The organism is Clostridium taeniosporum, assembly GCF_001735765.2.
Taxonomy (GTDB): domain Bacteria; phylum Bacillota; class Clostridia; order Clostridiales; family Clostridiaceae; genus Clostridium; species Clostridium taeniosporum.
Genome location: NZ_CP017253.2, coordinates 3,246,550 through 3,264,813 on the forward strand (window position 1 = coordinate 3,246,550; position 18,264 = coordinate 3,264,813).

Annotated in this window: 23 protein-coding genes; 3 read left to right on the forward strand and 20 right to left on the reverse strand. The window is 26.7% G+C overall.

Annotated features, from left to right (window positions below; genetic code table 11):
* Positions 1-2: 2 nt before the first annotated feature.
* The 8 genes from BGI42_RS14655 to BGI42_RS14690 all read right to left on the reverse strand — a co-directional run bounded on the left by BGI42_RS14655 (position 3) and on the right by BGI42_RS14690 (position 4,955).
* The gene (locus BGI42_RS14655; RefSeq protein WP_069680983.1) at positions 3-1,943 is read right to left on the reverse strand and encodes a DHH family phosphoesterase; all 1,941 of its coding nucleotides are present in this window, start codon (positions 1,941-1,943) and stop codon (positions 3-5) included.
* Between the two features lie 23 nt (positions 1,944-1,966).
* A complete protein-coding gene (locus BGI42_RS14660; RefSeq protein ID WP_069680984.1) occupies positions 1,967-2,287 on the reverse strand; it encodes a MazG-like family protein in 321 nt (106 codons plus the stop codon).
* Between the two features lie 184 nt (positions 2,288-2,471).
* On the reverse strand, positions 2,472-2,723 hold the full coding sequence (gene rpsR, locus BGI42_RS14665; RefSeq protein ID WP_069680985.1) for a 30S ribosomal protein S18: 252 nt from the start codon (positions 2,721-2,723) through the stop codon (positions 2,472-2,474).
* A 21-nt stretch (positions 2,724-2,744) separates the two neighbouring features.
* Positions 2,745-3,188: a single-stranded DNA-binding protein gene (locus BGI42_RS14670; RefSeq protein WP_069680986.1), complete on the reverse strand. Its 444-nt coding sequence runs from the start codon at positions 3,186-3,188 to the stop codon at positions 2,745-2,747.
* A 13-nt stretch (positions 3,189-3,201) separates the two neighbouring features.
* Positions 3,202-3,489 (reverse strand): 30S ribosomal protein S6, encoded by a 288-nt coding sequence (gene rpsF / locus BGI42_RS14675; RefSeq protein WP_069680987.1) that lies wholly within the window; start codon positions 3,487-3,489, stop codon positions 3,202-3,204.
* 109 nt (positions 3,490-3,598) lie between these two features.
* Complete coding sequence (locus BGI42_RS14680) at positions 3,599-3,790, reverse strand: DUF951 domain-containing protein (protein WP_069680988.1); 192 nt, start codon at positions 3,788-3,790, stop codon at positions 3,599-3,601.
* Complete coding sequence (locus BGI42_RS14685; protein WP_069680989.1) at positions 3,790-4,689, reverse strand: mechanosensitive ion channel family protein; 900 nt, start codon at positions 4,687-4,689, stop codon at positions 3,790-3,792. The genes BGI42_RS14680 and BGI42_RS14685 overlap by 1 nt, the downstream gene beginning before the upstream one ends.
* A 29-nt stretch (positions 4,690-4,718) precedes the next feature.
* A complete protein-coding gene (locus BGI42_RS14690; RefSeq protein ID WP_069680990.1) occupies positions 4,719-4,955 on the reverse strand; it encodes a putative Se/S carrier protein in 237 nt (78 codons plus the stop codon).
* Between the two features lie 350 nt (positions 4,956-5,305).
* Between BGI42_RS14690 and BGI42_RS14695 the strand changes: the two genes are divergently transcribed.
* The 3 genes from BGI42_RS14695 to yyaC all read left to right on the forward strand — a co-directional run bounded on the left by BGI42_RS14695 (position 5,306) and on the right by yyaC (position 8,038).
* Complete coding sequence (locus BGI42_RS14695) at positions 5,306-5,953, forward strand: LysE family transporter (RefSeq protein WP_069680991.1); 648 nt, start codon at positions 5,306-5,308, stop codon at positions 5,951-5,953.
* A gap of 15 nt (positions 5,954-5,968) precedes the next feature.
* The gene (locus tag BGI42_RS14700; protein WP_069680992.1) at positions 5,969-7,126 is read left to right on the forward strand and encodes an aminotransferase class V-fold PLP-dependent enzyme; all 1,158 of its coding nucleotides are present in this window, start codon (positions 5,969-5,971) and stop codon (positions 7,124-7,126) included.
* A 309-nt stretch (positions 7,127-7,435) separates the two neighbouring features.
* Complete coding sequence (yyaC, locus tag BGI42_RS14705) at positions 7,436-8,038, forward strand: spore protease YyaC (protein WP_069680993.1); 603 nt, start codon at positions 7,436-7,438, stop codon at positions 8,036-8,038.
* 196 nt (positions 8,039-8,234) lie between these two features.
* Here yyaC and BGI42_RS14710 read toward each other — a convergent pair whose 3' ends face one another.
* The 12 genes from BGI42_RS14710 to rpmH all read right to left on the reverse strand — a co-directional run bounded on the left by BGI42_RS14710 (position 8,235) and on the right by rpmH (position 18,148).
* The gene (locus tag BGI42_RS14710) at positions 8,235-8,753 is read right to left on the reverse strand and encodes a DUF4446 family protein (protein WP_069680994.1); all 519 of its coding nucleotides are present in this window, start codon (positions 8,751-8,753) and stop codon (positions 8,235-8,237) included.
* A gap of 40 nt (positions 8,754-8,793) precedes the next feature.
* Positions 8,794-9,669 (reverse strand): ParB/RepB/Spo0J family partition protein, encoded by an 876-nt coding sequence (locus BGI42_RS14715; RefSeq protein ID WP_069680995.1) that lies wholly within the window; start codon positions 9,667-9,669, stop codon positions 8,794-8,796.
* An 11-nt stretch (positions 9,670-9,680) separates the two neighbouring features.
* Positions 9,681-10,445 carry a ParA family protein gene (locus BGI42_RS14720; RefSeq protein WP_069680996.1) on the reverse strand — a complete coding sequence of 255 codons (765 nt, stop codon included), beginning with the start codon at positions 10,443-10,445 and terminating at the stop codon, positions 9,681-9,683.
* Between the two features lie 181 nt (positions 10,446-10,626).
* A complete protein-coding gene (gene noc, locus BGI42_RS14725; protein ID WP_069680997.1) occupies positions 10,627-11,406 on the reverse strand; it encodes a nucleoid occlusion protein in 780 nt (259 codons plus the stop codon).
* A 225-nt stretch (positions 11,407-11,631) separates the two neighbouring features.
* Positions 11,632-12,351, reverse strand: coding sequence for a 16S rRNA (guanine(527)-N(7))-methyltransferase RsmG (gene rsmG / locus BGI42_RS14730; RefSeq protein ID WP_069680998.1), 720 nt, complete (start codon positions 12,349-12,351; stop codon positions 11,632-11,634).
* 176 nt (positions 12,352-12,527) lie between these two features.
* On the reverse strand, positions 12,528-14,408 hold the full coding sequence (mnmG, locus tag BGI42_RS14735; RefSeq protein WP_069680999.1) for a tRNA uridine-5-carboxymethylaminomethyl(34) synthesis enzyme MnmG: 1,881 nt from the start codon (positions 14,406-14,408) through the stop codon (positions 12,528-12,530).
* Between the two features lie 9 nt (positions 14,409-14,417).
* Complete coding sequence (gene mnmE, locus BGI42_RS14740) at positions 14,418-15,788, reverse strand: tRNA uridine-5-carboxymethylaminomethyl(34) synthesis GTPase MnmE (RefSeq protein WP_069681000.1); 1,371 nt, start codon at positions 15,786-15,788, stop codon at positions 14,418-14,420.
* Between the two features lie 130 nt (positions 15,789-15,918).
* Entirely contained in the window at positions 15,919-16,545 is a 627-nt protein-coding gene (jag, locus tag BGI42_RS14745) for an RNA-binding cell elongation regulator Jag/EloR (protein ID WP_069681001.1), read from the reverse strand.
* A 46-nt stretch (positions 16,546-16,591) separates the two neighbouring features.
* Positions 16,592-17,368: a membrane protein insertase YidC gene (locus BGI42_RS14750; protein WP_069681002.1), complete on the reverse strand. Its 777-nt coding sequence runs from the start codon at positions 17,366-17,368 to the stop codon at positions 16,592-16,594.
* A gap of 25 nt (positions 17,369-17,393) precedes the next feature.
* Positions 17,394-17,603 carry a membrane protein insertion efficiency factor YidD gene (gene yidD / locus BGI42_RS14755; protein ID WP_069681003.1) on the reverse strand — a complete coding sequence of 70 codons (210 nt, stop codon included), beginning with the start codon at positions 17,601-17,603 and terminating at the stop codon, positions 17,394-17,396.
* Positions 17,575-17,952, reverse strand: a complete 378-nt coding sequence (rnpA, locus tag BGI42_RS14760) for a ribonuclease P protein component (RefSeq protein ID WP_069681100.1) — start codon at positions 17,950-17,952, stop codon at positions 17,575-17,577. The genes yidD and rnpA overlap by 29 nt, the downstream gene beginning before the upstream one ends.
* Positions 17,953-18,013: 61 nt before the next feature.
* Complete coding sequence (gene rpmH, locus BGI42_RS14765; RefSeq protein WP_069681004.1) at positions 18,014-18,148, reverse strand: 50S ribosomal protein L34; 135 nt, start codon at positions 18,146-18,148, stop codon at positions 18,014-18,016.
* Positions 18,149-18,264: the final 116 nt, after the last annotated feature.

Below are 18,264 nucleotides of genomic sequence, written 5' to 3' on the forward strand. Positions count from 1 at the left end.
TATTAATCTCCCACCTTTATATATTTTTTTATTGCTTCTTTTAAGTCATAAACGACATCCTCAGTATTAGCATCTGATACTTTTGCACCAGCAATATTCATGTGTCCCCCACCCCCTAGAGTTTCTAGAATCACTTGAACATTTATATCTCCTGTTGATCTTCCACTTATATATATATCATTATTTATTTGTGCTAAAACAAACGAAACATTTATACCAGATATATTTAAAAGTTCATCAGCAGATTTTGCTACAATTACAGTATCCACATTTTCAGGGCATATTGCAATAGCTATATTATCATTTACCTCTGCAGATTTTATTGTTTCAGCAATAAGTAGATAATTTTCTAGATCATCACTAAATATTTTCTTAATTTCAATAGTATCAGCACCTGATTTTCTTAAAAATGATGCTGCTTCAAATGTTCTTACTCCAGTTTTAAATAAAAATCCTTTAGTATCCATAAATATACCTGCTAACAAACCCTCAGCCTCAATTCTAGCTAGTTTAGGTTTGTCAACCATGTATTGAATCATTTCAGTAACCATCTCTGAAGTGGATGATGCATATACTTCTATATAATTTAATATATCGCCTTCAATCATATCAGGGCTTCTTCTATGGTGATCTATGATTACCTTTTTCTTAGCTTTCATAACTAATTCTAAATCAGATACATAGCTCTTATTGTGAACATCTACTATTATAAACAATGAATCATCATCTAAATCATTTTTCACTCTTTCTGTTGATATAAATAAATCATCATATTTAGGATCCTTCATTAAATTATCTAAATAATACTCTATTGCATTTGTATCATTTTGTAATACAATATTACATGATTTACCCAATTGTTTAATAACACTTGCTAAACCAATAGCAGCTCCAAAACAATCCATATCAGGATTCTTATGACCTACAATATAAACATTGCTACTTGCAAATATAAGTTCATTTAAAGCATGTGCTACAACCCTAGCTCTAACCCTTGTTCTTTTTTCTATTTCTTTAGTATTACCACCGAAAAACTTTATATCATCATTACTTTTAACAACAGTTTGATCTCCGCCTCTACCTAAAGCTAATTCCTTAGCAGTATTAGCATATTTATCATTTTCAGCTGGAGATATTCCACCTCTACCAACACCAATACTTAAAGTAATTTCAATTTTATTTCCCTTATCTATTTTAGAAATTTCATCTAATATTTTAAATTTCTCATCAATTTGCTTTTTTATAAAATTATCTTGAATAGATAAAACATACTTATTAGTATCATATTTTTTTATCATCGCTTTTAAATTATTAGCATATGCATTTATAGTTCTTTCTATTTCTGCAACTAACAAAGGCCTATTACTTTCTTCTGTTGTTTCTAATGCTTCTGCAAAATTATCAACTTCTATTAACATAACACTTTCTTTAGTTGTTTCATATCCTATTATTTCAGTTACATCATTAAAATAAACTAAAAATAATTCTTCAATACTTTCTATATTAATTTTAGTTGCATAAGTATCATATAACTTACCTTTTATCTTAAGTCTTTGATGTAAGGTTTCTTTATCATTTAATATACGTACTAAATTTATACCCCTAGCTATACTCAAAATATTCTTATTCGATGATTCTTCTTTAGATTCCAATTCAATAAATATAGAATTGCTCCATACAATATCACCATTTCTTTTAATTAAAGCTAGAGGATGTACAAATTGAAATATATTACTCTCTATACCCTTATTAAGTTTTTTAATAAATTCATCAATATCATTATCTTTCTTCCAATAATAATTTAATTGATAAAAATTATCCACTAAATAAACTAAAAAAATTATTAATGCTACTCCTTGATAATTAAAATAATATAAAATTAATGAAAGTAAAATTAATATAATCGGCTTAAGTAACCTCTCAATAGTTGTTACTTTATTCATAAAAAAGCCTCCTAAATTTATTGTTAATCTCTTCTATTATTTATATATGTCTTAAGTTTACTTAAGCTTTTCCCATCTCTTTCAACTTCATCTTCAGCTCTAATTCCTAATTCTAGATTTTCTTTCATAACATGATCTACCTCTGCAAAAGAATATCCTAGTTTTTCTGCTAAAACATATAATATGCTAATTGCTCCTGAAATACAATCTAATATAGAATTGCGAGTAACATTACTTCCCTTTGTTAATAATCGGAAAAATTCTCCTATAATACATAATAATTGAGCTTTTAAATTTTCTATTATTTTAACACTAGTCATTATATTTAATTCATCTTTTTTCATTTATGATCACCTCACATTTCCCACCCCTGTATAATTATTTTAAATTTTTTTACATACTAATGCAAGGTATATACACATTTATTTGTATTATTTTTCCAAATATTTATATATAGTTATAAATAAGCTTAACTTAAAAATTCTGTATAATAAAAAACCCCTGATTTCTCAGGGGAGTAATTTATTACTATTCAGTTGTGAATGGTAATAAAGCTATGTTTCTTGCTCTCTTAATAGCATCTGTTAATTGTCTTTGATGTTTAGCACAAGTTCCAGAAATTCTTCTTGGAAGTATCTTACCTCTTTCAGTAACATACTTTCTTAACTTGTTTATATCCTTATAATCAATTGACTCAGCTTTATCTACACAAAAAGCACAAACTTTTCTTTTAGATCTTCTGCCTCTTCCGCCAGATCTTCTATTATCTTCTCTGCCCATGTTATTACCTCCTTACCTAAATTAGAATGGCATATCTCCATCATCTACTGGAGTTATGTCTTCTTCAAATTTCATATCATCAAATGGATTATTTGATGATGAATATTCAGCGTTGTTACCATAATTGGCTCCAACATTTCCTGAAGCATTTGACTTACTTAAAAATTGAACTTCTGTAGCAACTACTTCTGTAACATATCTCTTAGTTCCGTCTTTCGCTTCATAATTTCTGGTTTGAATTCTACCACTTATAGCCATTTGGCTACCTTTACTCATGTAATTCGCAGTATTTTCAGCTTGTTTTCCCCATACAACTATAGGAATAAAGTCTGCTTCTTTCTGACCAGATTTAGAATTGTACTTATCAACTGCTAATGTTAAGGTAGTTACTGCTGCTCCAGCACCAGGAGTAAATCTTAGTTCTGGATCTTTAGTTAATCTTCCGATTAAAACTACTTTGTTCATTTAAAACACCACCCTAAACTTCTTCTCTAACAATGATATGTCTGATTATACCATCAGTAATTCTGAATACTCTGTCTAATTCTTTTGGTAATTCAGTACCTGCATTAAAGCTAACTAAAGTGTAGTAACCATCAGTAACTTTTGAAATTTCATAAGCAAGCTTTCTCTTACCCCAAAAATCAACATTTTCAATAGTTCCTCCACCGTTTTCTATAACACCTTTGAACTTTTCGATATTTGCTTTTACAGTTTCTTCATCGAATGATGGATGTTGTATAAATATAGTTTCATACTTTCTCATCATTTTCACCTCCTTTGGACTAACGGCTGTGCTATTCACACAGCAGGGATTTCAATTTCTAATTATATCAGTGTAAAATCATTAATTCAAGTTTTTTTTACTTTTTATATTATTCCTCGATTTTTTTTACTTTTTTTGCTCTTGTTTGAAATTTATTTCTAGGAAGCATTACTATTCTACCGCATCCTGTACATTTTATCTTTATATCTGCCCCTAATCTAATAATTTCAAATTCATATGAACCACAAGGATGTTGTTTTTTCATTTTTACTATATCACCAAGTTCAAATGTTTCTATCATTATAAATCCTCCTTTCCTATATTAGTATTAGAGTTTACTAATTGAGTTTTAGGATATGGTATCTCAATACCTTCTTCATCTAATCTTAATTTTATTAATCTTCTCAATTCCCTTTCCATTTCCCATTGTTTAAGAGGTTTACTCTTTCCAACTACTCTAATTGTAACACTAGAGTCATTTAAAGCATTTACCCCTAATACTTCAATAGGTTCTGCCACATCTTCATTATTTTGTTCAAAATCATAACAAATTTCTTTTATTATTGAAATTGCATCATCTATATTTTCTTCATATGCAATATCTACATCAACTAAAAATCTTATATTACCTCTTGAATGGTTTGTAACTTCAATAATAGCACCATTTGGGATAGAATGAAGATCTCCTGTAAAATCTTTTATTATAGTAGTCCTAATTCCTATACTTTCAACTATACCACTAAATGTTCCTACTGTTATATGATCCCCAACTCCAAATTGATCTTCAAATAATATAAAAAATCCATTTATTAAATCTTTAACTAAACTTTGAGCACCAAATCCAACAGCTAATCCACCCATACTAGCAAATGTAAATAACATTTTACTAAATAATGTAGATATTATGCTTGCAATTCCTATAAAATAAACTGCATATTTTAAAACACTTTTTAAAACTTCTCCAAGTGTTTTGGCACGTTGTGAGTGTAAAGATAATCTTGTATTACTTTTTATTTGTCTTTCAACGAAATTTTTTATTAAGTAGTTTCCTATTTTTATAGATATATACATTAATATTAATATCCCTAATATTGTTAATGATTTATTTACTAACATATCAATATTGCTTAATTTTATTGATATATTACCTAATTTAAATTCATCTCGACCCCAATTAAATTTTATCAAATAGTTAATCATTAAATTAGCACTCCCGTATTTTTAAAATATTAAGTTAAAATATAACCATTATTATCTTTTAAATATATACTTTTATATTCAAATTTATTTTCTTCAATTATTCTTTTTATTGCTTCCTTTTCATTAATTCTAACGCATATTCCACAACTTTGAGTTATAGATGTTGGAGTAGGCATTATTCTAAATTCATACCTACTTTCCTGTAAAGATTTTTCTGCTGCCATAGCATCAAAAGTATTTTTAAAAACTATTATGTAGTAACTCATTTTACACCTACCTATTTTTTATTATTTTATACTTTATATTATATCTAATTTTAATAATTAATAAATATATAATATAATACTTAATTCAATTGTAAAATTCTTTAAATAATTATCTTTATTTGATTATGATTTAATCATTAATATTTTCGCATTTAACTGCATAAATCTTTACTTCTAAAATTTTATGTAAAATTTCTAATAATTCATCTATAAATTAATATAATTTTACTTATACATATACAAATGCTTACTAATTAATATAGCTAATTTGAATTATATACTTAATTTTAATGATTAATTTGTTATATTACATTATAATTATATATGACTAAAATTAAAGGGAGAATTAAATGTTATACTTATTTATGATTTTCAAACCATTATTAATAGGTTTTATGACTGGATTTGTATCTGCCATTCCTTTAGGTCCCTCTGGATTAGAAGCTATTAATCGATCGATATCACATGGATTTCGTGAAGGTTATAAAGTATCACTGGGTGCAGTATCTGCAGATCTTTTTTATATAATAATAATAAATTTAGGATTATTTAATATATTAAGTAACAATAGAAAATTTGAAGGATTATTTTGGATTGTTTCCGGATTTGTTTTACTATTTTTTAATAATATATGTAATAACAAATGCTCTAATAAACTTAACACTAGATCTAATATAAGTTCAAGTTCTTCTAATAGTTTCTTAGCTGGATTCTTTATAACTTTTTTGAATCCAACAACCCCTTCATTATGGATTGCTTTAAGTGGTACAATCTTAAGTGTATGGAGATTGCATGGACGAGTTTATTTCAGCTTTGCTCTAATATCAATGATTTTAGGAAGTTTGACTTGGTTTTTTATACTTAATATATTAAGTATAAAAGGCATAAAAATGTGCAAAGATGATTTTTCAAAAAAGACATCAAAGATCCTAAATTATTTTCTTTTCCTATTAAGTATAGTATTTATTATATGGGGATTGTTAAAATTTATTTTTTAGAGGTGAATTTTTAGTATGGAAGTTTATTTAGATAATTCAGCAACAACTTTTCCTAAACCAAAACAAGTTGTTGATGCAATGTATAACTACCTGGTTAATATAGGTGGTAATTCTGGAAGAGGAAATTATAATAATTCAATAAAAAGTAATAAATTACTTTACGATGCTAGAGAAACCGTTTGTAGTTTTTTTGGATTCGATAACTGTCAAAATGTTATATTCACTAATAATGTAACCACCTCTTTAAATACTCTTATTAAAGGTATTTTAAAATCTGGTGATCATGTTATTACTTCTTCTATGGAACATAATTCTGTAATAAGACCTTTGTTTCATGTAAAAGAAGATTTAAATGTAGAAGTAGATATAGTAAACGCAAATAAATTAGGCTTTATAAATCCTACTGATTTTGAAAGTAAAATTAAATCTAATACAAAACTTATAGTAATTACTCAAGCTTCAAATGTTACTGGATCAATTCAAGATTTAAAGCCTATAGGAGAAATTTGTAAAAAGCATAACATATTTTTTATTATAGATTCATCTCAAGGTGCAGGCGTAATTGATATTAACATGAAGGAACTCAATGCCAATGCTATTTGTTTTACTGGACATAAAAGTTTACTTGGTCCTCAAGGAATAGGTGGATTTATATTAGATAATAAATTAAATGAATCATGTAATTCTTTTATCCAAGGTGGTACTGGTAGTTCATCATATTTACTAACTCAACCTGATTTTTTACCAGATAAATTTGAATCTGGAACATTAAATATGCCAGGAATTGTTGGATTAGCTGAAGGAATTAAATATATAAATTCAATTGGAATAAATAATATATATGAACATAATAATTATTTACTAAAACATTTATTGCAAGGTCTAATGAATATAAATAACTTAAATGTATATGGAGATACTACAGGAAATAATTCTACTACTTGTGTATCAATAAATCTAAATAATTTAGATACTTCAGAAGCTGGTTATTATTTAGATTGTAATAATATCAAAACTAGAACAGGCTTACACTGTTCACCACTGGCACACAAAACAATTGGAACTTACCCAAGTGGAACAATACGTCTTAGTATAAGTCATTTTACTTCTATTAAAGAAATAGACTATACTTTGAATATTCTAAATAAAATTGCCAAAAATAAATACATTTAGCTTACTTATGTAACTATAAAAATCATACATTTAAACCTATAGAAATGTCTTATATAATAATTTTTTACACTTCTTTATTAAATTCAATTATTTTTGTATTTTAAATAAGATAATCCTAATTCGGATTATCTTATTTAATCCTGATTATTACTATAGTATATTCTTTCATTCTAATATCTATATTAGTATTTTAAGAATATAAATTCCTCCCCTATAAAATAACTCTTCAATTTACAACTTAAATATTACTAAGAATTCTGAATAAAACTTTATTTTAAAGGAAATAATTTCTTTTAAAGGAGGTTTTGTATGGAAAATTTACTTGTTGTAGATTCTAGTATATCTACTTCATATATAAAGATATATAATTATTTACTATCACAATTAAAACCTGTGCTAAATCAAAAAAGAAATATAGTATTTTTATGTATAGGTACCGATAGATCAACTGGGGATTGCTTAGGCCCTTTAGTAGGATATAAATTAAAATTTTTATCTTATGATAATATTCACATATATGGAACTTTAAAAAATCCAATTCATTCAAAAAATTTAATACAAAAAATAGATGAAATAGATAACAAATTTAATAATCCATTTATCATTGCAATAGATTCTTGCTTAGGTAAAATAAATAATATTGGTAAAATTTTTATAGATAAAAAACCACTCTATCCTGGGAAAGCTTTAAATAAAGAGCTTCCACCAGTTGGTGATATTTCTATAACTGGTATAGTTAATATTTCAAGTAACTTTGATTTTTTAGTTTTACAAAATACTAGATTATACACTGTTACAATGATTGCAGATATAATCTCCAAAGCTATTTATCATTTTGCATTAAAAACAAAATCTAATACCATATATACCGCTGAAAATAATCATGTTATATCTTTTCCATATAATAATTAATACTAAACTTTAAATAAAAGAATGGTAAAGTATAATAATTAATATATTTACAAAAAATATTTATATTAATTATTATCAATTTAAATTAATCTGATTCAAATATAACTTTTATATTTTAAAATCATATATTCTTAATAAACAAAAGAACTAGTTTAAAATATAATTACTTTAAACTAGTTCTTTATAATACTACAAATTATTTTTTTGATTCATTCTGATACTTATTAGCAGCTTCATTTAACACATAAAGTTCTTCTTCTGAAAGATCATATCTTGATATTCCTTTATCAATTGGTTTTGCATATGTTGTACTTTCTTCTCTTGCATAAATTCCAGTTAATATTATTCCATCATTATGATCATCTAACATAGCAATAGAAAAACTCAAATCACTTCCTACATTTTCAAAAGCCTTATATCTCATTATAGCAACTTTTTGAACACAATCCTTTATTTTTGTTTCTAACTTATTACATTCATTTAATGTATTTTCTGCTGTTTCTCTAATATCATCAATACTATCTAGCTTTTCAATAAGCATTTCTTCTAAATTTTTACCATTTGTGCCTCTCATTAATCTTCTATATTTACTCTCTAGTTTGTTTATTGACTTGATTAATATAAAAATTAAAATAAATAATAAAACAATTATAAGCATCATAACTATAATTAGGTATGGTGTCATTTGATTAATTATTCCAAATAATTTTTCCAACTAGGTCATTCCTTTCACTAAATGTTTCACGTGAAACATTTTACTGTATATTAATAATGTCTAAAATTCTTTGTAAATCTTCTTCAGAATAATATTCTATTTCTATTTTTCCTTTATTCTTTTTATCTAGAATATTTACTTTAGTGCCAAAATAATTTTGTAGTTGATTACGTAAATCTTTATAATAAGGATTTAATTCTTTTACCGTTTCCTTATTTTCTTTTTTACTATTTATATTTTTAATTAATCTTTCTAATTCTCTAACAGATAACTTATTATCAATAACTTTTTGAGCAAATTCACACTGTAAATCATTATTATCAATTGAAAGTAACGCTCTACCATGACCTTCAGTGATAATTCCTTCAATTAAATATTGTTGAACTCTTTCATCTAAATTAATTAATCTCATAGTATTTGCAATTGTAACTCGAGATTTTCCTATTCTATTACTTAACTCAGCTTGTGTTATTTTAAAATCTTCTAGTAATTTTTTATAAGCTAATGCTTCTTCAATTGGATTTAAGTCTTCTCTTTGAATATTTTCAATTAAAGATATTTCTAATATATCTTTATCACTTATATCCATGACTATGCATGGTAACTCTTTTAATCCTGCTATTTTAGCAGCTCTCCATCTTCTTTCACCAGCTACAATTACAAATTCATTTTTATCTATCTGTCTTACTATCAATGGTTGTATTATACCATGTTGTTTTATAGATTGAGCTAGTTCAATTATTTTTTCTGAATCAAATGCTTTTCTTGGTTGCTCTTTATCACTTTTTATTTTATTTAATGATATTAATATATTGTTTGATTTATTATCTTTAGTAGTTTCTTGCTTAACATTTTCTTCTACTTCATCTGGTATAAGTGCTCCCAGACCTTTACCTAATCCGAACTTCTTTGCCATTTAAAATCCCCCTATTCCTGTTTAGATAAAAATTCTTTAGTTAATTTAACATACGCTTCTGCACCTTTACATTTATCATCATATAACATAATAGGTAAACCAAAACTAGGTGCTTCTGCAAGTCTTATATTCCTTGGAATAGTTGTTTCATACACCTTACTTTTAAAATATTTTTTTACTTCATTAAATACTTCATTGCTAAGATTTGTTCTATAGTCATACATAGTCATGACTACACCCTCAATTTCTAATTTTTTATTTAAAGACTTTTTAACTAATTGAATAGTATTAACTAACTGACTTACACCTTCTAGTGCATAAAATTCACATTGAATAGGAATTAAAACAGAATCTGAACATGTTAATGCATTTATAGTTAATAGTCCTAATGATGGAGGGCAATCTATCAACACATAATCATATTCAGTTTCAATTTCTTTTAACTTAGTTTTCATTATATTTTCTCTATTTTCTTTTCCTATAACTTCTATCTCTGCTCCTGCAAGCTCCATAGTAGAAGGTGCTATAAATAAATTTTCAACTAAGTCAGTTCTTACTATTGACTCTTTCATAGATATGTCTGTTGTTAAAACATCATACATAGAAACATTAAGATTTCTTTTATCTAATCCAAGCCCGCTTGTAGTATTTCCTTGAGGATCAATATCTATTGTTAAAACTTTATATCCTGACATAGCTAAATAGCCACATAAATTTATATTAGTAGTTGTTTTCCCAACTCCACCTTTTTGATTAAAAACACAAATTGTTTTCATAATTAAGCCCTATAAGAGCCTACACCCCCTCTCCCATATTAACATTATATATATATTCAATAAATAATAAAAGAACATTGTAGCAAAAAAATAGCATATAAACTTGAAAAAATAATTTTTTTCTAAGTTTATATACTATTAAGACTAAAAAGTCATAAATAAATAATAATGTAACTAAGTATTACTTATTATTTTTAGGAATCTTAACAGTTACTTCTATAAATTCATCTGAATCTTTACAATTATATTCAGCTGGTATATCAAACTTTTTAAATACTTGTTTTATAGTATTTACATATAATTTAGCTGGTAAAGTAGCTTTTATGTTAGTTCTTTTTTTATTTAACTGTTTTCCTGCTAATTTAAGTAATTCTTTATTAATTAATTCTTCTGTCTTCTTTACATTAAGTCCATCTTTTACAACTTTAGAAACAACTTTTAATTGAAGCTTGGCAGTAGGCAAACTTAAAAGTGCTCTAGAATGTCTTTCTGTTAAACCATTTTCAAGACACATTTGTCTTACCTTAGAATCTAACTTTAATAACCTTAACTTATTAGCTATAGTAGATTGCTTCTTACCTATTCTTTTAGCTAAATCTTCTTGAGTGAAATTATGATCATTAATTAAATTACTATATGCTTCTGCTTCTTCAATATAATTCAAATCTTCTCTTTGAAGATTTTCTAATAATGCTATTTCTGCAGATTCTGAATCAGTTATATCTACTATATTACATGGAACTACATCCAACTGAGCTACTTTAGCAGCTCTTAATCTACGCTCTCCTGCTACAAGTTCATAAGTTTCGCCAATTTTTCTAACTGTTATTGGTTGTATAATTCCATATTGTTTTATTGACTGTGATAACTCTTCAATTGCCTGTTCATTAAAATATTTACGTGGTTGATATAAATTAGGAACTATCCTATCTATATCTATCTTAATTATTTCATTATTCATGTATCTCAACCCATCCCCTATTAAGTTAATTGACAATCTTAATATCAAAATCATATCATTTATATTCTAAAATATCTATATTTTTCCTTTACTTTTTGATTATTTTATAATATAAATTAGTTGACATTATCGCATAATACTATAATTTTAATCAATAATTAATAAAATATAAATCGATCTTTATTATAATAAGATTGTATAAGAAATCCAAAGGTAATAATTATACTATTTTATAGGCTTTTTAGTAACATTACCTGCTTTCCTTGGATATGTCTTAGGACATTCCTTTACTTTCTTAACAACAACTAAGTTATGCTTTAATTCAGTATCTTCAATTTCAACTTCACATATATCTAATAGTTGTCCTCCTAATGTATTTATAGCCTTATTTCCTTCTTTGATTTCTTCTTCTACTGATGGGCCTTTTAACGCTATAAAATGACCATTAACCTTAACATATGGTAAACAAAATTCTGATAAAACACTCATATTAGCAACTGCTCTAGATGTTGCTATATCAAATGCTTCTCTAAGATTTTTTTGTCTTGCTCCATCTTCAGCTCTTGAATGAATAGTTATAATATTCTTTAATTCTAATTTTTCTATTACTAGATTTAAGAAATTAATTCTTTTATTTAATGAATCTAATAAAGTAACCTTTATATTTTCATTCATTATAGCTATTGGAATACCTGGAAAACCTGCTCCTGTGCCAACATCTATTAAATTTTTTGCTTCCTTAAATTCATTTCTCTTAAATGCTTTTATTGAATCTATAAAATGTTTTTTTATTATTTCTTCATCTTCTATAATAGCAGTTAGATTTACTTTTTCATTCCATTCTTGAAGAAGATTTTTATATATTATAAACTTCTCATATTGTTCTTTGGATAATTCTAATCCTACATCTTGTGCAGCTTTGCACATTAAATCATAAAATTTCATAAATACCTCCACTATGCACATCCAAATAAATAACTAGTCAGTATGCTAGTTTATTTTGTGAACTACTTCTTCCTTGAAAGCTACTAATAGAACAACTATTAGCAAGTTACAAGTTATCGTATTTAACAAAATATCCGTCGAATCTTTGACTTGTTATTTGTTTTCATATGCCTAAATTATTTATTATAATAATGTTCAAGATAAATAAGTAATACAGATATATCTGCTGGAGATACCCCTGAAATACGTGATGCCTGACCTATACTTAATGGTTTTATGTTATTTAATTTTTGTTCTGCCTCTGTTCTTAATCCTTTTACATTCTTATAATCTATATCATTAGGTAATAGCTTCTTCTCAAATTTTTTGAATTGAGCTACTTGTTCAAGCTGATTACTTATATATCCTTCATATTTTGCAATTATATTTACTTGTTCTCCTACATCATCAGAAAGTTCTTCTCTTTCAGGATCTAAATCTTTTAAACTAAAATAATCAACTTCAGGTCTTTTTATTAATTCGTAAAAACTTATAGGTTTCTTTAATTCTGCTGAACCTACTGATAATAAGAATTCATTCACTTCTCTTTTATTAGTTATTTGTAATTTCTTTAATCTTTCTAATTCACGCTCAATTGTGCTTTTTCTATTTATGAAAGTTGCATATCTCTCATCTGTAACTAATCCTACTTTTCTTCCTATCTCAGTTAATCTAAAATCTGCATTATCTTGTCTTAATATTAATCTATACTCAGCTCTAGACGTCATCATTCTATATGGCTCATTAGTTCCTTTAGTAACTAAATCATCTATAAGAACGCCAATATAAGCATCAGATCTAGTTAATATCATTGGTTCTTCGCCTTTAATTTTTAAGGATGCATTTATTCCCGCTACTAGTCCTTGTGCACCAGCTTCTTCATATCCTGAACTACCATTAAATTGACCTGCACCATATAAACCTTCAATATGCTTAAATTCTAATGTCGACTTTAATTGAGTTGGATCTATAGAATCATATTCAATTGCATATGCTGTTCTCATTATTTCTACATTTTCTAATCCAGGTAATGTTCTCATCATTTTTAATTGAACTTCTTCAGGTAAAGATGATGACATTCCACCTACATACATTTCTAATGTATCTAATCCTTCTGGTTCAACAAATATTTGATGCTTTAATTTATCTGGAAATCTCATAACCTTATCCTCGATTGATGGACAATATCTTGGGCCTACACCCTTAATACTTCCATTATATATTGGTGATCTACCTATATTTTCTTTAATAACATTATGAGTTTCTTCATTGGTATACGTTAAATAACAAGACACTTGCTCTTTCTCTATATTTCCACTCATAAATGAAAAAGGCACTATCTTATTATCACCTGGTTGTTCAATCATTTTAGAAAAATCTACTGATCTTCTATTTATTCTTGCTGGAGTTCCTGTTTTAAATCTTCTTAATAAAATCCCTAAATCTAATAAAGATTGTGATAAATCATTAGCTGGGAATAAACCATTTGGTCCTCCTGAGTAGCTAACTTCCCCTATAATTATTTTTCCTTTCAAATATGTACCTGTAGCTAGAATTACAGCTTTAGCTCTAAAAATAGCTCCATTTTTAGTAATAACACCTTCTACTTTATTATTTTCAACTAAAAGTTCAGTAACCTCAATTTGTCTTATTTGAAGATTTTCTTGTTCTTCTAATACTCGCTTCATTTTAGATTGATACTCTTTTTTATCAGCTTGTGCTCTTAACGAATGAACCGCTGGACCTTTAGATGTATTTAACATCCTTGATTGAATGAAAGTATGATCTATATTTACACCCATTTCTCCACCCAATGCATCAATTTCTCTAACTAAATGACCTTTAGCTGTTCCTCCTATATTAGGATTACATGGCATCATAGCTATTGAATCTAAATTTATAGTACAAATTAAAGTATTTAATCCCATTCTAGCAGATGCTAATGCCGCTTCGCATCCTGCATGACCAGCACCAATAACTACTATATCAAATTCCCCTGCTTCATAATTGTAATTCATATACCACTCCTACTTTCCTACACAAAATTCACTAAAGATTTTGTTCAATACATCTTCTTCTAATTCATCACCTGTTATTTCTCCAAGTGCTTTCATTGCTGAAGTTACATAAATAGAAATCAAATCTAAAAACTCATTAGCATTAACTTTGTCTAGTGCTACTTCACAATTTTCCAACGATCTATATAATGCTTGCTTATGTCTAACATTTGATACTATCAAACTTTCATTATTTATATCACCACTAAAAAATAATTCTTTTATTTTTTCCTTTAATTCATTAATTCCATAACCAGTTTTAGCTGAAATATTAATTTGATTATTTAAATTAATTTCTTCCATTTTTCTATCTAAATCTGTTTTATTTAATAATACTACGTGGTTCTTATCTTTTATAGTATTAATTATTTCCTTATCTTCATCTTCTAAATTTCTAGAAGAATCTAATATTAAAATAATTAAATCAGCTTCTTCAATTTTTTCTCTAGATCTTTCAACACCTATCTTTTCAACTGTATCTTCTGTTTCTCTTATTCCAGCTGTATCAGTTATTTTTATAGGTATACCATCTATATTTAAATACTCTTCAATTATATCTCTTGTAGTCCCTGGAATATCTGTTACTATAGCTCTTTTTTCCTTTAGTAGAACATTAAGCAAAGATGATTTCCCTACGTTAGGTTTACCAACAATAACAATATTAAGACCATCTCTAATTATTTTTCCTTCATCAGCACCTCTTAATAATTCTTCAATTTTTAAAATAGTACTTTTTATTCCATCTTTAACTCTTATAATTAGAGTTTCATCTATCTCTTCATCATCCTCTGTAAAATCTACTCCATACTCAATTAAAGCTAAAGTATCTAAAAGATATTGTCTTATATCTTTAATTTGCTTTGATAAAGCACCACCACTTTGCATAATTGCTGATTTCATAGATAAATCTGTCTTAGCTTTTATTATATCAATAACAGCTTCTGCTTGACTTAAATCAATTCTACCATTTAAAAACGCCCTCTTAGTAAATTCTCCTGGTTCTGCAACTCTTGCACCAGCCTTAATAACTTGATTCATTACACTATTTGTTGATATAACTCCACCATGACAATTGATTTCTATTATATCTTCAGTAGTATAACTATGAGGTCCTTTCATATAACTTATGATTACCTCATCAATTATATCTTTACTTTCCAATTCTATAATATGTCCGTATCTCATAGTATAAGTTTTCATCTTTTTTAAATCTATATTATTTTTACTAATAAATATCTTACTAATTATATCTAATGCTTTACTTCCAGAAATTCTAATAATAGAAATTCCCCCTTCACCAATAGGGGTTGCTATACCACAAATGGTATCAAATTCTCTCATAATCTGATTCTCCTCATGTTATTAATTTTGTGATTTATTTGTATTATTATAACCAATGAATATTGAATTAGTCAAAATACTGTATATTAAATTTAAACCAAAAAAGAAAGCCTCTTCAAGGCTTTCCTTTTTAATTCTTTTTAAGCTGTACAACAACTCTTCTAAAAGGTTCTTTTCCTTCACTATAAGTGTTAACAAATGAATTATCTTGTAAAGCTGAATGAATTATTCTTCTTTCATAAGGATTCATCGGTTCCAATTTAAATAATCTACCACTTTTCTTCACTTTTTCAGCAGTTTTCATTGCAACATTCTTGAGAGTTTCTTCTCTTTTCTCTCTATAATTTTCTATATCAAGTAAAATTCTTTTATACTGAATACTACTGTCTTTATTAACCATTAAAGAAATAAGGCATTGTAACGAATCTAAGGTCTCTCCCCTATAGCCAATAAGCAAACCTAGTTTATTACCTGACAAGCTTATATTTATTACATCATTTTGTTCATTAATATCTATCTCTGCCTTTATGCTCATAGAATCAAGAATTTTATTTATAAAATTTCTTATATCATCAATATAAGTTTGTTTTAAGGTTACCTTTACTTTAGCTGGTTTAGAGCTTATAAAACCAAATAACCCTTTTGAACCACGTTCCAAAACCTCAATATCTACCATATCTTTTGTTGTATTCAACTCATTTAAAGCTTTATCCAAGGCTTCTTCAACATTTTTCCCCTCTAATTCTACTGATCTCATTCCCTATTTCACCACCTTATTATATAAAGAAAATATTTATTAAAAATTATTTTTTCTTTTTCTTCTTTTTAGTACTAGCTAAATTCTTAGGTTCTTCTATAATCATAGAAAAACTAGAATCTGATGATTTAGAAACAGCTGCTTCTGTTGCTGCTAAAGCAGACTTCTTTTTAGCTGGTAAATAATTTAAGAAATATGTTTGTATAGTTTGAATAACATTACCTATTATCCAATATAAGACTAATATTGACTTAAATCTTAGTGACATAAATCCCATAACTAATGCCATAACTAAGCTCATAGACCCCATATTCATAGGTGAATCATTCATTGGAGTAGCTTTTGTCATTAAGTACGATGGTAAATATGTTGATATAGCTGCTAATACAGGTAATATAAATTTCGTATCTTTAGCACCTAAATCGGCAATCCATAAAAATGATGCCCCATTCATACCATCTACCCTGTAGAATACATAGTATAAAGCCATTAATATTGGTAATGGAAGTAATGATGGAACACATCCACCAGCTACACTAACATCATTTTCTTTATAGAACTTTCTCATTTCTTCATTTAATTTCTCTGGATTATTCTTATATTTTTCTTGAAGTTTCTTTATCTGTGGTTGAACTTCTTGCATTTTTTGAGTAGACTTTGCTGCTTTTATGTTAAGTGGTAATACAAGCAGTCTAATTATTAATGTGAATATAAGAATTGCTAATACATATGATAATCCTACATCTGAAACACCTAAATTTACGATGAAATCATGTAGATAATTAAATATATTAGCCATAAATTGAATTATCTTTTCAAACATTAAAATCTATACCTCCTAAACTTCATTACTTTACGGGATCATACCCACCTTTACAAAAAGGATTACACCTTAAAATTCTATATAGTGCCATAAAGCCTCCTTTAATGACTCCATACTTATTTATTGCATCCATTGCATATTGTGAGCAAGTTGGCGTAAATCTACAACAAGGACTTCTACCAGGTGAAATAGATTTTCTATAAAACTTAATTAGACTTAATACCATTTTCTTCATCACAATATAAGCCCGCCTTTTTAATTAAATCCTTCATTGCCTTTTCAGTTTCAAAATAGTCTTTATCTTTCATAGGATTTCTTGCTATAAACACACAATCATATCCTTTTAATATATTATTATAATTTAATCTAAAACTCTCACTTATTAATCTCTTACATCTACTTCTAACAACACTATTTCCAACTTTTTTACTTACAGAAATTCCTACTTTACTATATGCCATTCCTTCTTTATCTTTATTTCTCTTATTTTTTAAAACATATAGAACCAAAGTTTTATTGGCAAATGATTTTCCTCTTTTATATACAGTTATAAATTCTACATTTTTCTTTAATCTATAAATCATAGGTATTTCCATTACTCCTTTTTTCCTGCATTTGCAGAAAAAAGGCCACTTAATGCGGCCCTTATGCTGTTAATTTTTTTCTTCCTTTTTGTCTTCTATTCTTAAGAATGTTTCTTCCTGATTGAGTGCCCATTCTTTTTCTGAAGCCATGTTCTTTTTTTCTTTGTCTCTTTTTTGGTTGATAAGTCATGAACATTTAAAATGCACCCCCTTAATTTTTTTTATTTATAGTAAAAACTATACTTTGCGATTATTTTAAAATTACTTTTCTATTATATATATATCCTAATTTTCTGTCAAGATACAGTATAT

Coding starts and splice junctions, on each gene's coding strand:
- BGI42_RS14655 (WP_069680983.1), bottom strand. CDS start 1,943: ATGAATAAAGTAACAACTATTGAGAGGTTACTTAAGCCGATTATATTA.
- BGI42_RS14660 (WP_069680984.1), bottom strand. CDS start 2,287: ATGAAAAAAGATGAATTAAATATAATGACTAGTGTTAAAATAATAGAA.
- rpsR (WP_069680985.1), bottom strand. CDS start 2,723: ATGGGCAGAGAAGATAATAGAAGATCTGGCGGAAGAGGCAGAAGATCT.
- BGI42_RS14670 (WP_069680986.1), bottom strand. CDS start 3,188: ATGAACAAAGTAGTTTTAATCGGAAGATTAACTAAAGATCCAGAACTA.
- rpsF (WP_069680987.1), bottom strand. CDS start 3,489: ATGAGAAAGTATGAAACTATATTTATACAACATCCATCATTCGATGAA.
- BGI42_RS14680 (WP_069680988.1), bottom strand. CDS start 3,790: ATGATAGAAACATTTGAACTTGGTGATATAGTAAAAATGAAAAAACAA.
- BGI42_RS14685 (WP_069680989.1), bottom strand. CDS start 4,689: ATGATTAACTATTTGATAAAATTTAATTGGGGTCGAGATGAATTTAAA.
- BGI42_RS14690 (WP_069680990.1), bottom strand. CDS start 4,955: ATGAGTTACTACATAATAGTTTTTAAAAATACTTTTGATGCTATGGCA.
- BGI42_RS14695 (WP_069680991.1), top strand. CDS start 5,306: ATGTTATACTTATTTATGATTTTCAAACCATTATTAATAGGTTTTATG.
- BGI42_RS14700 (WP_069680992.1), top strand. CDS start 5,969: ATGGAAGTTTATTTAGATAATTCAGCAACAACTTTTCCTAAACCAAAA.
- yyaC (WP_069680993.1), top strand. CDS start 7,436: ATGGAAAATTTACTTGTTGTAGATTCTAGTATATCTACTTCATATATA.
- BGI42_RS14715 (WP_069680995.1), bottom strand. CDS start 9,669: ATGGCAAAGAAGTTCGGATTAGGTAAAGGTCTGGGAGCACTTATACCA.
- BGI42_RS14720 (WP_069680996.1), bottom strand. CDS start 10,445: ATGAAAACAATTTGTGTTTTTAATCAAAAAGGTGGAGTTGGGAAAACA.
- noc (WP_069680997.1), bottom strand. CDS start 11,406: ATGAATAATGAAATAATTAAGATAGATATAGATAGGATAGTTCCTAAT.
- rsmG (WP_069680998.1), bottom strand. CDS start 12,351: ATGAAATTTTATGATTTAATGTGCAAAGCTGCACAAGATGTAGGATTA.
- mnmG (WP_069680999.1), bottom strand. CDS start 14,408: ATGAATTACAATTATGAAGCAGGGGAATTTGATATAGTAGTTATTGGT.
- mnmE (WP_069681000.1), bottom strand. CDS start 15,788: ATGAGAGAATTTGATACCATTTGTGGTATAGCAACCCCTATTGGTGAA.
- jag (WP_069681001.1), bottom strand. CDS start 16,545: ATGAGATCAGTAGAATTAGAGGGGAAAAATGTTGAAGAAGCCTTGGAT.
- BGI42_RS14750 (WP_069681002.1), bottom strand. CDS start 17,368: ATGTTTGAAAAGATAATTCAATTTATGGCTAATATATTTAATTATCTA.
- yidD (WP_069681003.1), bottom strand. CDS start 17,603: ATGAAGAAAATGGTATTAAGTCTAATTAAGTTTTATAGAAAATCTATT.
- rnpA (WP_069681100.1), bottom strand. CDS start 17,952: ATGATTTATAGATTAAAGAAAAATGTAGAATTTATAACTGTATATAAA.
- rpmH (WP_069681004.1), bottom strand. CDS start 18,148: ATGTTCATGACTTATCAACCAAAAAAGAGACAAAGAAAAAAAGAACAT.